The sequence below is a fragment of the Sphaerisporangium sp. NPDC005289 genome, from assembly GCF_040607455.1.
In the GTDB taxonomy this organism is placed as follows: Bacteria; Actinomycetota; Actinomycetes; order Streptosporangiales; family Streptosporangiaceae; genus Sphaerisporangium; species Sphaerisporangium rhizosphaerae.
In genome coordinates this window covers 1-12,262 of the sequence record NZ_JBEXGS010000004.1, presented here as the reverse complement: position 1 = coordinate 12,262, position 12,262 = coordinate 1, and the positions used below count along the sequence as shown (strand labels likewise).

The window sequence follows — 12,262 nt, the reverse complement described above, 5'->3', positions numbered from 1 at the left end:
GCGAAACCTCGGAACCGGGCCTAGGAGAACGGGCCGGGGCGGACGAGCTTGGCCGCCTGCTCCGGATCGGTGGGGCCCTCGCCGAAGGACGGGCAGAGGCTCGCCAGCGGGCACACGCCGCACGCGGGCTTGCGGGCGTGGCAGATGCGGCGCCCGTGCCAGATCAGATAGTGCGACATGTCAGTCCACTGGCTCTTGGGGATCAGCTCGCCGACCGCGTGCTCGATCTTCACCGGGTCGGTCTCGGTGGTCCACTGGAAGCGCCGGGTGAGGCGCTGGAAGTGGGTGTCGACCGTGATGCCGGGCACGTCGAAGGCGTTGCCGAGGACCACGTTGGCGGTCTTCCTGCCGACTCCGGGCAGTGTGACCAGGTCTTTCAGCTTGCCGGGCACCTCGCCGCCGTAGCGGTCGCAGACGGCCTGGGCCATGCCGAGGATGCTGTTGGCCTTGGCGCGGAAGAACCCGGTCGACCGGATGATCTCTTCGAGCTCGGCCCGATCGGCACCGGCATAGTCGGCTGCGGACCTGTATTTGGCAAAGAGTACTGGAGTAACCATATTGACCCGTTTGTCCGTACACTGCGCTGAGAGGATCGTCGCGACCAGCAGCTCGAGCGGGTTGCCGAAGTCGAGTTCGCAGTGGGCGTCGGGGTAGGTTTCCGCCAGGATTCGAGTCATCCGTCGGGCTCGGCGTACCAGGGCGAGCCGGGACTCCCCGGCGGAGGTCACTTTGCGGGGCACCACGTCAGCCTACGCGGACGGGCTCCATGCGACCCCCTTGATGCAGTACGTCACAATGTCTAGCAGCGAGCGCGATCCCCAAATGTGGCGCGCTGTCGTGGTGGCGCGGCCACTGGACGAGGAGGGCACCGTGAATACCGACGACGTGCTGGGTAGGGCCCCTTTGTTCGCCGCGCTCGACCGCGAGAGCGCCGCCGCGCTCCGCACGGGCATCTCCGAGGTCGAGCTTCACAAGGGGCAGACCCTCTTCAGCGAGGGCGAAACGGGTGACCGGCTCTACGTGGTGCTGGACGGAAAGATCAAACTGATCCGCACCGCGCCCGACGGCCGCGAGAACCTGCTCAGCGTGCTCGGCCCGAGCGAGATGTTCGGCGAGCTCTCGCTGTTCGACCCCCGGCCCCGCACGGCGAGCGCCATCGCCCTGACCGACGTCCGGCTGGCCGGGTTAGGGCACGACGACCTGCGCCCCTGGCTCACCGGACGGCCCGAGGTCGCCCTGCACCTGCTCCGCGCCCTCGCCCAGCGGCTGCGCCGCACCAACGACGTGATGGCCGACCTGGTGTTCACCGACGTGCCCGGCCGCGTCGGCAAGGCGCTGCTGGACCTCGCCGAGCGGTTCGGCCAGCGCACCGATGATGGCCTGCGGGTCCACCACGACCTCACCCAGGAGGAGCTGGCGCAGTACGTGGGCGCCTCCCGCGAGACCGTGAACAAGGCCCTGGCCGACTTCGCGCAGCGCGGCTGGCTCCGCATCGAGGCCAAGGCCGTCGTCATCATGGACGCCGACCGCCTCCAGGCCCGCTCGAGGTAACCGCAAAGACGCCCACCCCACCTCACCCGGCACCAGCGGCAGCCCCGGCCACCCTCGGGTGGTCGTCAGGCTTGATCGGCGACGGACGGACTGGGCGGCTCCAGGCCATCGCGACGGAGACCGGACGAACCGGAGACACAGGCGGACCAGGCGACGCAGGGGGCCGGGCGACGCAGGGGGCCGGGTGACACAGGCGGACCGGGCGACACAGACGGACCGGGTGACACAGGCGGACCGGGCGATCGGCTACTGGGGTTCCAGCGCTTCCAGGTACGACAGTTGCGCGCGCACCGACATCTCGGCCGCCGGCCACAGGCTCTCGGGGACCTCCGCGTAGACGACCCGCACGATCTCCTCCGGTGTCCGGGCGCCCTCGCGGCGCGCCTGCCGGATCTGGTCCAGGCGCTCACGCCGGTGGGCGATGTAGCCGTCCAGGGCGGTGACCGGCTCGGGGAGCAGCGGCCCGTGGCCGGGCAGCAGCGCCCGTACCGCCACGATCTCGGCGCCGGCCCGCAGGCGGTCGAGGCTGCGCAGGTAGTCGCCCAGGTCGCCGTCAGGGGCGATCACGGTGGTGCCGCGGCCGAGGACGGTGTCGCCGGTCAGCATGGCCGCGTCGGCGGGCAGCCAGAAGCACAGGGAGTCGAACGAGTGGCCCGGCGTGCCGATCACCCGCAGCTCCAGATCTCCGGCCGTGACGACGTCGCCGTCACCGAGCCCCTCGTCCCCCAGAACGTGCCGGGGATCGAGCGCGCGGACCCGCGCGCCCACCATCTCGGCGAACCGGCGGGCGCCGCCGCTGTGGTCCTCGTGGCCGTGCGTGAGCAGGATGGCCTCGACCCGCCGCCCGGCGAGGTGACCGGCCACCCGCCGCAGGTGAGCCTCGTCGTCGGGGCCTGGGTCCACGACCAGGGCGCCGGGCGCGCCCGGCTCGGCGATGACCCAGGTGTTGGTGCCGTCGAGCGTCATGGGAGAGGCGTTGGGCGCCAGGACGTTGGTGGCCCGCGCCGTGCCGGCCCCGTCCAGCCCGTCCACGGGGATTGGGAGACCGCTCATGGCAAACGATAATCCTCATCCGGTATGACCAGCCACATCTCGCCGTCCACCTCGGCGGCCCGCGGCTGGAAGGTCACGATCTCACGCTCGCAGGCCAGGACGGCCTCCACCTCGGCGTAGTCGGACATCTCGGTCAACGTGCGGAAGGTCGGCGGCATCAGCAGGATCTCGCCGTTCCTGGCCCGCTCGATCGCCCCGGCCGGGCGCAGCCACGCCACCTCGTCGGCCTCGCCGCCCACGTCGCGGGTGCGCTGGCCGGGCGGCATCGCGGCCACGAAGAAACGGGTGTCGAACCTCTTGTGCTCGACGTCCGGCGTGATCCAGTGGGCCCAGGGCCGCAGCAGATCGGCGCGCAGGACCAGGCTCCGCTTGTTCAGGAACTCTGCGAGCGACAGGCGCCGATCGATCAGCGCCTCGCGGTCGGCCTCCCAGTCGTCGCCGGTGGTGTCGGCGACCACCGTGTCGGGGCTGGGCCCGGCCAGCAGCACCCCGGACTCCTCGAACGTCTCGCGCACGGCCGCGCAGACCAGGCCCCGCGCGGTCGTGGTGTCGGCGCCGAGCAGCCGGCCCCATGTCTCGGGCGCCGGACCGGCCCACGCCACGGCCTGGTCGGCGTCACGCGGATCCACCGACCCACCGGGGAAGACGTACGCCCCCGCCGCGAACGCCATGCTCGCCGCCCGCCGCAACATGTAGACCTCGACCCCACCGGCCGAACCCGCCCCGACCGGACCGCCCACCCCGTCATCGAGCCGCGAACCACCGCCGGACGAACCGGCAGCAGGCGAACCGGCCAAGGACGAACCACTGCCCAACGAAGCAGCCGCAGACGAACCACCGGCGGGCGGGCCGCCGGGGCGGAGGAGGACGACGGTGGCGGCGTCCCTGGCGGGCACCGGGGCGAGCCGCCCGGACAGGATCGCACGGGCGCGCTCGCCGAGTGCTCCAGGGAGCGGGATGCCGTTCATGCCACCTCCGTGGTACGCGGCCGGCTCCATGGTCCAACCGAACGGAACTCGGCCGGACCATGGTGACACGGGCTATCGGACTTCGGCGATGAGCTCCACCTCGACCGGGACGTCCAGCGGGAGAGCGGCGACGCCGACGGCGCTGCGCGCGTGGACGCCCGCGTCGCCGAAGACCTCGCCGAACAGCTCACTGGCCCCGTTGACGACCTTGGGCTGGTCGGTGAAGCCGGGGGCGCTCGCCACGAAGCCGACGACCTTGACGATGCGCACGATGTTCCCCAGCCCGCCCGCGGCCTGCGCCGCGGCCGCGATGCCGTTGAGCGCGCACACCCTCGCCTGCCGCTTGGCCTCCTCGAGCGTCACCTCGGCGCCGACCTTGCCCGTGGCGCCCAGCTTGCCGTCCTCCAGCGGGATCTGCCCCGAGACGTACACATAGTCGCCCGTGCGGACGGCGGGCACGTACGCGGCCAGCGGCTTGACGACCTCGGGCAGGGTGAGCCCGAGCTCCTTCAGACGCTCCTCGGGCGTGCTCATGCCTTCTCCCGCTTCATATAGGCGACAAGCTGCTCCGGGTTGGGCCCCGGGATGACGGTGACGAGCTCCCAGCCGTCCTGCCCCCAGTTGTCGAGGATCTGCTTGGTGGCATGGGTCAGCAGAGGGACCGTCGCATATTCGTAGCGCTTCATGGTGGCACTGTAGACGGGCCGGACCAGTCCAGGCGGCCCGGCCGCCACGGTTGTGGACAACTCCGCCGCGGACGGCCGCCCCTGTGGACGACCGGCCGCGCGGCAGTGTGACCTGCGTCCCAGGTGCGCCCTGAAGAGGGCGGACGGCGAATCGAAAAGTGACCGTTGGGTAGCCTTCGGAGGGTGAGCGCTCGCGACACCGATTGGGACGGCGTACGACTGCACGTCGTCACCGGCAAGGGCGGCACGGGCAAGACCACCGTGGCCGCCGCGCTGGCCCTCGCCCTGGCGGCGGGCGGCAGGAAGGTGCTGCTGGTCGAGGTCGAGGGACGCCAGGGCATCGCCCAGGTCTTCGACATCCCGCCCCTGCCGTACGAAGAACGCAAGATCGCCGTGGCCCCGGGCGGCGGTGACGTGTACGCCCTGGCCATCGACCCCGAAGAGGCCATGCTCGAGTACGTCGAGATGTTCTACGGGATGCGCAGGGCCGGCAAGGCACTGAGCAAGATCGGGTTGGTCGACTTCGCGACGACCATCGCCCCCGGGCTGCGCGACGTGCTCGTCACCGGCAAGACCAGCGAGGCCGTGCGCCGCCGCGACAGGGCCGGCAGGCGCGTGTACGACGCCGTCGTCATGGACGCGCCGCCCACCGGGCGCATCACCCGCTTCCTGAACGTGACCACCGAGGTGGCGGGGCTCGCGCGCATCGGCCCGGTGAAGAACCACGCCGACCTGGTCCGCGGGGTCGTCGCCTCACCCGAGACCGCCGTCCACTTCGTCACCCTGCTGGAGGAGATGCCGGTCCAGGAGACGCTGGACGGCATCGAGAGCCTGCACGAGGCCGAGCTCCCCGTCGGCGGCGTGTTCGTCAACATGGTCCGGCCCGAGCTGCTGCCCGAGGCGGCCCTGGACGCCGCGGCCGACGGAGGCGTCGATCCCGGCGAGCTGGCCCTCGGGCTCAAGGCCGCCGGGCTCGCCGAGGGCGCCGCCGGCGCGTCCGAGATCGCCGAGGCGCTGGCCGCCGAGGTGACCGAGCACGCGCGGCGCACCGCCCTCGAACGCCGCGAACGGGAGTCCCTGGCCCTGGCCAGGACCCCGCAATACGAGCTGCCGCTCCTGCCCGAGGGCGCCGACCTCGCGGGCCTGTACGAGCTGGCCGAGGCGCTGTGCTCCCAGGGAGCGGCGTGAACCCCTCTCCGGGCACCTCGGCAAAGGCCTGCGCACCTGTGAACTCTCGCCCAGGGGGGACCCTCACATGACCGCCTCCACCGCGGCCGCCGCCGGCCATCCCGGGGACGCGCCGCGCCACACCTCGCCGGTCCTGCACATGGACGCCGTCCTGGACGATCCGCACACGCGCATCGTCGTGTGCTGCGGCTCGGGCGGCGTGGGCAAGACCACCACGGCCGCGGCCCTCGGCCTGCGGGCCGCCGAACGAGGCCGGCGCGTCGTCGTGCTGACCGTCGACCCGGCGCGCCGGCTGGCGCAGTCGATGGGGCTCACCGAGCTGGACAACACCCCGCGCCTGGTCGCCGGGGTCGAGGGCCCCGGCGAACTGCACGCGATGATGCTCGACATGAAGCGGACGTTCGACGAGATCATCGAGGCGCACGCCGACCCCGAGCGCGCCCGGCAGATCCTGACCAACCCCTTCTACCAGTCTCTGTCGTCCAGCTTCTCCGGCACGCAGGAGTACATGGCGATGGAGAAGCTCGGCCAACTCCGCCGGTCGGACGAATGGGATCTGATCATCGTCGACACGCCGCCGTCCCGGTCGGCACTGGACTTCCTGGACGCGCCGGAGCGGCTCGGCCGCTTCCTCGACGGGCGGCTCATCAGGATCCTCATGGCCCCGGCCAAGGCGGGGGGCAGGAGCGCGTTCAAGCTGCTCAACGCGGGGTTCGGCCTGGTGGCGGGCGCGATGACCAAGATCTTGGGGGCGCAGTTCCTCAAGGACATCCAGACCTTCGTCGCCGCCCTCGACGCCGTCTTCGGCGGGTTCCGGCAGCGGGCGGAGCAGACCTACCGTCTGCTCCAGGCTCCCGGCACCGCGTTCCTCGTCGTGGCCGCGCCCGAGCGGGACGCGATGCGGGAGGCCTCGTACTTCGTGGAGCGGCTGGCCGAAGAGAGCATGCCCCTGGCAGGTCTGGTGATCAACCGGGTGCACCGCTCATCGGCGCCGTCCCTGTCGGCCGCACGGAGCACCGCGGCCGCCGAGGAGCTGGAGTCGCGCGGCGAGCACGAACTGACGGCCGCCGTGTTGCGGCTTCACGCCGGACGCATGCAGCTCGCCGCGCGGGAGCACCGGGAGCAGGAGCACTTCGCGTCGGCCCACCCCACGGTGCCGATCGCCGAAGTGCTCGCGATGCCGGAGGACGTGCACGACCTCGCGGGCCTGCGCGAGATCGGCGAACTCCTCGCCTCCTGATGTCGTCCGGCGGCGTGCTCCACGACCGTCCGGACGACGCTTCGATCGCCCCCGATGAGATGACTGAGGGGGGCCGTGACCAGCCCCCCGGCGCCTTGGTGGGCCCGAGGCGACCGCCCCGGCCCCTGAACTCAGCCGGCGATCAACTCGTTGGTCCGCTCGTACTCTTCCTTCGCGACCTCCAGGAGGTCACGCCATGAGGTGACATCCGGCCGGCGCCTCAGCAACGCACGCCGCTCTCGCTCGGTCATCCCGCCCCAGACCCCGAACTCGATGCGGTTGTCCAGTGCGTCCGCGAGGCACTCCGTACGGACCGGGCACCCTCGGCAGATGAGTTTCGCCCTGTTCTGGGCGGCACCCTGCACGAACAACGCGTCAGGATCCGCACCTCGACAGGCGGCACGGGAGGTCCAATCCGTGATCCACATTTCGACCCCACTCCCCTATAGGTGGTCAGTCGTCACTTGGCGGCCGACGGGCGCGGGCGTCGAGCCTCCTTATTCAGTTGCCGCAGAGGAGAACGTACGCAACCAGACGTTGGGACCGACAGACCCCGGGCGGGTCAATTTCCCGCATGGTCATGTCAGGCCATGTGGCCGGGAATGACTAGTCCTCCCCTCGGCGGGTAGCGCCCGAGTCAATGCGAAATGGACTTTGGGTACCTATTGAGTCAGTGGTTCGACATACCCTTGGTCTCGTGCGAGCTCAACGCAAGGGTCTGGGATCCGTAGTAGCGAACCTGGTGCGGCTCATCGCGGCCGCCGTCGCCGCGGGCGTGCTCGCCGCGGCCGTCGCGCTGCCCACCGTCGGCGGGGCCGGCATAGGGGTCAAGAGCGCCTCCGACGTGCTCAATCTCAAGCCCGAAGACCTCAAGGAGCCCGATCTCCCGGAGAAGACGGAGATCAAGGACTCCAAGGGCAAACTGATCGCACAGTTCTACTACCAGAACCGTGAGTCCGTGCCGCTGGACAAGGTGGCCCCGGTCATGCGGCAGGCGATCATCTCCATCGAGGACTTCCGCTTCTACGAGCACGGCGCCCTCGACCTGGAGGGCTTCGCCCGCGCGATGATGAAGAACTTCCAGTCGGGCGGCGTCTCCCAGGGCGGCTCCTCGATCACCCAGCAGTACGTCAAGCAGGTGCTGCTGAACAAGGCGGAAACCAAGGAAGAACAGCTGGCGGCCATCGCGCCGACGGTCTCGCGCAAGCTCAACGAGCTGCGCTACGCCATGGGCATCGAGAAGAAGTACACCAAGGACGAGATCCTCGAGCGCTACCTCAACATCGCCTATTTCGGCGCCAGCGCGTACGGCATCCAGGCCGCGGCCAAGCGGTTCTTCGACAAGCCCGCCTCCAAGCTGAACCTCGAAGAGGCCGCCACGCTCGCCGGAGCGGTGCAGAACCCCAACGCCACCGACCCGAACCTCGGCAAGCAGCACAAGGCGGCCCTGCTGGCCCGCCGCAACACCGTCCTGGACCGCATGCTCGAGCTGAAGAAGATCACGGCCGAGCAGGCGACGGAGGCCAAGGCCAAGAAGCTCGTCTTCAAGGACAAGGACATCCCCGGTGGCTGCGAGGAGAGCAAGTACCCGTACTTCTGCATGTACGTGCAGAACGAGATCCGCAACGACCCGCAGTTCGGCAAGACCCAGAAGGCCCGCGAGGAGTTCCTCAACCGCGGCGGCCTGACCATCAAGACCACGCTCGACACCAAGATGCAGAAGGCCGCCGACAAGGCCATCAAGAAGTGGGTCTTCGCCTCCGACAAGCCCGTCGCCGCCGAGGCGCTGGTCGAGCCGGGCACCGGTGAGATCAAGACCATGGCCGCCAGCCGCAAGTACGGCCGGAGCAAGAAGAAGAACCAGTCCACCTACAACCTGGTCGCCGACGCCGCGCACGGCGGCGGCACCGGCTTCCAGGCCGGTTCCACCTTCAAGGTCTTCACCCTCACCACGGCGCTCAAAGAGGGCATGAAGTTCCACGACGGCATCAACTCCGGCAGCAGCTTCCAGGCCAACGGCTACAGCGACTTCAAGAACTGCAAGGGCGAGAACGTCGGCGACCCGAGCCACGTCGCGCACAACGCCGAGGGCGGCGGCGGCTTCAGGACGCTCCAGACCGGCACCTGGGGGTCGGTCAACACCTTCTTTCTCGCCCTGGAGAAGAAGGTCGGCCTCTGCGACGTGGTCAAGACCGCCAAGGACCTCGGCATCAAGCGCTCCGACGGCGGCAAGCTCCAGGAGGTCGAGACCTTCACCCTGGGCGTCAACGAGATGGACCCCGTCACCGTGGCCAGCGCCTACGCCGCGCTCGGCGCCCGCGGCAAGTACTGCGAGCCGATGGCGATCACCTCGATCACCGACCGCACCGGCAAGACCACCGACTTCAAGCCCTCGTGCAAGCAGGCCATCGACGAGAAGGTCGCCGACGCGGTCTCCGACATCCTGTCCGGCGTGTTCACCAAGGGCACGATGAAGGGCGTCGGCGGCATCGGCCGGGACGCGGCCGGCAAGACCGGCACCACCGACGGCGAGATGACGGCCTGGTTCGCGGGATACACCCCCGACCTCGCCGGCGCGGTGAGCCTGGGCGACCCGCGCGGCTCCTACACCCACCCGCTGCGCAGCATCACCATCGGCGGGCGCTACTACAGCGAGGTGTTCGGCGCCACCATCTCGGGCCAGATCTGGAAGGCCACGATGCTCGACGCCCTGTCCGACATCGCACCCTCGTCCTTCACCCCGCCCGACATGAGCCGCTTCGGCGGCTGCAGCGGCGGCTGCGCGCCCAAGCCCCCGAAGGACCCGATCGAGAACAACGGCACCGGCTACCCGGTGCCCGACGACCACAGGCCGGACCCGAACCTCGGCGGCCCGGACAACAACCGCGGCAAGGGCAAGCGCGGCGGCGGCAACCGCGGGGCCGACATCACCCCCGTCACCCCCGTGCTCCCCGGCAACTGAGCCGCCGGCGATCCCTCGAAGCGCCCTCCCCGGGTCACCGGCGGAGGGCGCTTCTCATCTCGGATCTCACTCAGGAGGCCAGCCGGGCGCGGACCGCCTGCGCCACCCGGCCGCCTTCGGCGCGGCCGGCGACCTTCGGGTTGAGGACCTTCATGACCTGCCCCATGGCCTTCGGCCCCTCGGCCCCGCTCTCGGAGATGGCCTCCTGGACGAGCCGGTCGAGCTCCTCGTCGCTCAACTGCGCCGGGAGGTACTCCTCGAGCACGGCGTGCTCGTCCTGCTCCGCCCGCGCCTGCTCGGCCCGGCCGGCGCCCGCGAACGCCTCCGCGGCCTCCCGGCGCTTCTTGGCCTCCCTGACCAGGACCTTCACCACTTCGTCGTCGCTGAGCTCGCGCGCCGACCTGCCCGCGACCTCCTCGGTGCTGACGGCGGCGAGGGCCATGCGCAGCGTCCGGGTCCGCACCTCGTCACGGGCCTTCATCGACGTCGTGAGGTCGGCCTTCAGCTTGTCCTTCAAAGCACTCATGAGCACCATCTTGCCGTGTCCCCGCACCACGATCACCGCCATTTCCCCGCTCACCCCGTCAAGCCTCGCCCAGCACGGACCACCACGGTCCGCGCTCGGACATCGGCGAGCGCTCAGCACCGCAATCAGGACCACCAGACGTCCAGGCCCACATTGAGTGAGCATCCAGCACCCGGGACCACGGTCGGACATCAGCGAGCAGCAGGGACCGCGCTCGGGCATCATTGAGGGGTGAGGAAAGCTGCCGCGGTACCCCTGTCCCTGCTCGGTCTCGGCGTCGCCGGGCTCGGCTACGCCTCGGTGATCGAGCGCAACTGGTTTCGGCTCCGCCGTTTCGACGTGCCGGTGCTCGCCCCCGGCCAGCGGCCGGTACGCATCCTCCAGATCTCCGACCTGCACCTCACCCCAGGGCGCACCCGCCTGATCAACTGGGTCAGGTCCCTGGACGCGCTCAACCCCGACCTCGTGGTGAACACCGGCGACACCCTCGCCCACCCCGACGCCGTCCCCGCCTACCTGAGCGCCGTCGAGCCCCTGCTGTCGCGCCCAGGCCTGTTCGTCTACGGGTCCAACGACCTGTACGCCCCCCGGCCCAAGAACCCCGCCCGCTACCTCTGGAGCTCCTCCAAGGGCCCCAAGCAGTCCGTCCCCAACCTCCCGTGGCCCGAGCTCGGCGCGGGCATGACCGCCGCGGGCTGGCTCGACATGAACAACACCACGGCGCGGGTCAAGGTCGGCGACCTCGACGTGCACGTGGGCGGCATCCACGACTCCCACATCAACCGCGACCGGTACGACGAGATCGCCGGCCAGGCCCCCGCGGACGCCGACCTCCGCCTCGGCGTGATGCACTCCCCCGATCCCGCCAACATGTCCCGCTTCGCCGCCGACGGCTACCAGCTCCTGCTGGCGGGCCACACCCACGGCGGCCAGCTCTGCATCCCCTTCTACGGCGCCCTGGTGACCAACTGCGGCATCGACCGCGCCCGGGTGAAGGGCCTGCACCGCCACGACTCGGCCTGGCTTCACGTCTCCGCCGGCCTCGGCACCTCCCCCTACGCCCCGGTCCGCTTCGCCTGCCCCCCCGAGGCCACCTTGCTCACCCTCGTCCCCCGCCGCCCTCCCACCGCCTCCTGATCTCCACATCCCCTGTCCCCACGACTGGATGACGCGAGCACCACCAAAGTCCGCTAGACTCATGCGAGCACAAGCAAAGCGCCTGTGCACCGGGGTGTAGCGCAGCTTGGCAGCGCGCTTCGTTCGGGACGAAGAGGCCGTGGGTTCAAATCCCGCCACCCCGACCCAGAAGTACCAGCCCAGAGGCCGGTTCCGATCATCGGACCCGGCCTTCTGCGTTGCTGGGTGACTAACTGAGTGACCACCCGCAACGAGCCCACAGCGGCGCTACAGCTCCCCGAAAATCGTTCTACGCCGCGAGCAAGCACGCCCTGGTCGGCCTCGTCCGGTCCCCACCGCCACGCTCCTGGCCCGCGACGGCGTCCACGTCAACGCGCTCTGCCCATGCCTGGTCGACACCCCGCTGCCCGACCCGTTCCGCCAGCTGCTTGCCGACGCGGGACACGCCTTCGCCAGCCCGTGCCAGGCGGCCGATGCGGTGGAGGCCATCCTGGCCGGCGGGCGGAGCGGACAGGCCTGGATCGTCCTGAACGGGCGGCCCCCTACCCGGCGCGATTCCCCGACGTCACGATCGACGAAGAGTGGTGTGCCCCGAGTTCCGTGGAGCTGAATTACTAGATCTCATGCCACGGTGGTGTTCTCGAACTCTATCGGGGTCAGCATGCCCAGGCTGCTGTGGCGTCGTTGCCGGTTGTGCCAGATTTCTAGGTATTCGAAGATGGCGTTGGCAAGTTCGATCCGGGTGTTCCAGCGTCGGCGGTCGAGGAGTTCGACCTGCATGCGCGACCAGAACGATTCCATCATGGCGCCTGCGAAGCAGTCCCCGACGCTGCCCATGGAGGGCAGCAGGCCGGAGTCCTTGGCGCGCTGGGTGAAGGCCCAGGAGGCGAACTGGACGCCCCTGTCGGAATGGATGATCGTGCCCACCGGCGTGCGGTTGTCGATGGCCAT

At 70.1% G+C, this 12,262-nt stretch carries 13 protein-coding genes and 1 tRNA gene; 6 read left to right on the top strand and 8 right to left on the bottom strand.

Translation table 11 applies throughout. The features are described from left to right. Positions 1 to 20: 20 nt before the first annotated feature. Positions 21 to 677 (bottom strand): endonuclease III, encoded by a 657-nt coding sequence (gene nth / locus ABZT47_RS08425; RefSeq protein ID WP_354837655.1) that lies wholly within the window; start codon positions 675 to 677, stop codon positions 21 to 23. Positions 678 to 870: 193 nt separating this feature from the next. Here nth and ABZT47_RS08420 point away from each other — a divergent pair, with 193 nt between their 5' ends. Beyond that, the gene (locus ABZT47_RS08420) at positions 871 to 1,551 is read left to right on the top strand and encodes a Crp/Fnr family transcriptional regulator (protein ID WP_354837653.1); all 681 of its coding nucleotides are present in this window, start codon (positions 871 to 873) and stop codon (positions 1,549 to 1,551) included. A gap of 246 nt (positions 1,552 to 1,797) precedes the next feature. Here ABZT47_RS08420 and ABZT47_RS08415 read toward each other — a convergent pair whose 3' ends face one another. The 4 genes from ABZT47_RS08415 to ABZT47_RS08400 all read right to left on the bottom strand — a co-directional run bounded on the left by ABZT47_RS08415 (position 1,798) and on the right by ABZT47_RS08400 (position 4,258). Further along, positions 1,798 to 2,604: an MBL fold metallo-hydrolase gene (locus ABZT47_RS08415; protein WP_354837651.1), complete on the bottom strand. Its 807-nt coding sequence runs from the start codon at positions 2,602 to 2,604 to the stop codon at positions 1,798 to 1,800. After that, entirely contained in the window at positions 2,601 to 3,572 is a 972-nt protein-coding gene (locus ABZT47_RS08410; RefSeq protein ID WP_354837649.1) for an NUDIX hydrolase, read from the bottom strand. The genes ABZT47_RS08415 and ABZT47_RS08410 overlap by 4 nt, the downstream gene beginning before the upstream one ends. A gap of 72 nt (positions 3,573 to 3,644) precedes the next feature. After that, on the bottom strand, positions 3,645 to 4,106 hold the full coding sequence (locus tag ABZT47_RS08405) for a RidA family protein (RefSeq protein ID WP_354837647.1): 462 nt from the start codon (positions 4,104 to 4,106) through the stop codon (positions 3,645 to 3,647). Further along, positions 4,103 to 4,258 (bottom strand): DUF4177 domain-containing protein, encoded by a 156-nt coding sequence (locus ABZT47_RS08400; protein WP_248962398.1) that lies wholly within the window; start codon positions 4,256 to 4,258, stop codon positions 4,103 to 4,105. Before ABZT47_RS08400 ends, ABZT47_RS08405 begins: the two co-directional genes overlap by 4 nt. 183 nt (positions 4,259 to 4,441) lie before the next feature. Here ABZT47_RS08400 and ABZT47_RS08395 point away from each other — a divergent pair, with 183 nt between their 5' ends. Then, positions 4,442 to 5,446 carry an ArsA-related P-loop ATPase gene (locus ABZT47_RS08395; protein WP_354837644.1) on the top strand — a complete coding sequence of 335 codons (1,005 nt, stop codon included), beginning with the start codon at positions 4,442 to 4,444 and terminating at the stop codon, positions 5,444 to 5,446. A gap of 139 nt (positions 5,447 to 5,585) precedes the next feature. Further along, positions 5,586 to 6,686, top strand: coding sequence for an ArsA family ATPase (locus ABZT47_RS08390; protein WP_354838704.1), 1,101 nt, complete (start codon positions 5,586 to 5,588; stop codon positions 6,684 to 6,686). 131 nt (positions 6,687 to 6,817) lie between these two features. Here ABZT47_RS08390 and ABZT47_RS08385 read toward each other — a convergent pair whose 3' ends face one another. Beyond that, positions 6,818 to 7,114, bottom strand: a complete 297-nt coding sequence (locus ABZT47_RS08385; RefSeq protein ID WP_114029663.1) for a WhiB family transcriptional regulator — start codon at positions 7,112 to 7,114, stop codon at positions 6,818 to 6,820. Between the two features lie 269 nt (positions 7,115 to 7,383). Here ABZT47_RS08385 and ABZT47_RS08380 point away from each other — a divergent pair, with 269 nt between their 5' ends. Then, the gene (locus tag ABZT47_RS08380; RefSeq protein WP_354837641.1) at positions 7,384 to 9,648 is read left to right on the top strand and encodes a transglycosylase domain-containing protein; all 2,265 of its coding nucleotides are present in this window, start codon (positions 7,384 to 7,386) and stop codon (positions 9,646 to 9,648) included. 70 nt (positions 9,649 to 9,718) lie between these two features. Here the strand turns inward: ABZT47_RS08380 and ABZT47_RS08375 are convergent, their stop codons facing one another. Further along, a complete protein-coding gene (locus ABZT47_RS08375; protein WP_354838701.1) occupies positions 9,719 to 10,174 on the bottom strand; it encodes a GatB/YqeY domain-containing protein in 456 nt (151 codons plus the stop codon). Between the two features lie 231 nt (positions 10,175 to 10,405). Here ABZT47_RS08375 and ABZT47_RS08370 point away from each other — a divergent pair, with 231 nt between their 5' ends. Further along, positions 10,406 to 11,311 carry a metallophosphoesterase gene (locus tag ABZT47_RS08370; protein ID WP_354837639.1) on the top strand — a complete coding sequence of 302 codons (906 nt, stop codon included), beginning with the start codon at positions 10,406 to 10,408 and terminating at the stop codon, positions 11,309 to 11,311. 90 nt (positions 11,312 to 11,401) lie between these two features. Beyond that, positions 11,402 to 11,475 (top strand) — tRNA-Pro (locus ABZT47_RS08365). A gap of 457 nt (positions 11,476 to 11,932) precedes the next feature. Here the strand turns inward: ABZT47_RS08365 and ABZT47_RS08360 are convergent. Then, the coding region (locus ABZT47_RS08360) for an IS3 family transposase (protein WP_354837637.1) at positions 11,933 to 12,262 on the bottom strand (330 nt) is incomplete at its 5' end.

What these genes read in the sequence shown, in the direction of transcription:
- nth (WP_354837655.1), bottom strand. Translation starts at nt 677, where the DNA reads ATGACTCGAATCCTGGCGGAAACCTACCCCGACGCCCACTGCGAACTC.
- ABZT47_RS08415 (WP_354837651.1), bottom strand. Translation starts at nt 2,604, where the DNA reads ATGAGCGGTCTCCCAATCCCCGTGGACGGGCTGGACGGGGCCGGCACG.
- ABZT47_RS08410 (WP_354837649.1), bottom strand. Translation starts at nt 3,572, where the DNA reads ATGAACGGCATCCCGCTCCCTGGAGCACTCGGCGAGCGCGCCCGTGCG.
- ABZT47_RS08405 (WP_354837647.1), bottom strand. Translation starts at nt 4,106, where the DNA reads ATGAGCACGCCCGAGGAGCGTCTGAAGGAGCTCGGGCTCACCCTGCCC.
- ABZT47_RS08400 (WP_248962398.1), bottom strand. Translation starts at nt 4,258, where the DNA reads ATGAAGCGCTACGAATATGCGACGGTCCCTCTGCTGACCCATGCCACC.
- ABZT47_RS08390 (WP_354838704.1), top strand. Translation starts at nt 5,586, where the DNA reads ATGGACGCCGTCCTGGACGATCCGCACACGCGCATCGTCGTGTGCTGC.
- ABZT47_RS08385 (WP_114029663.1), bottom strand. Translation starts at nt 7,114, where the DNA reads ATGTGGATCACGGATTGGACCTCCCGTGCCGCCTGTCGAGGTGCGGAT.
- ABZT47_RS08375 (WP_354838701.1), bottom strand. Translation starts at nt 10,174, where the DNA reads ATGAGTGCTTTGAAGGACAAGCTGAAGGCCGACCTCACGACGTCGATG.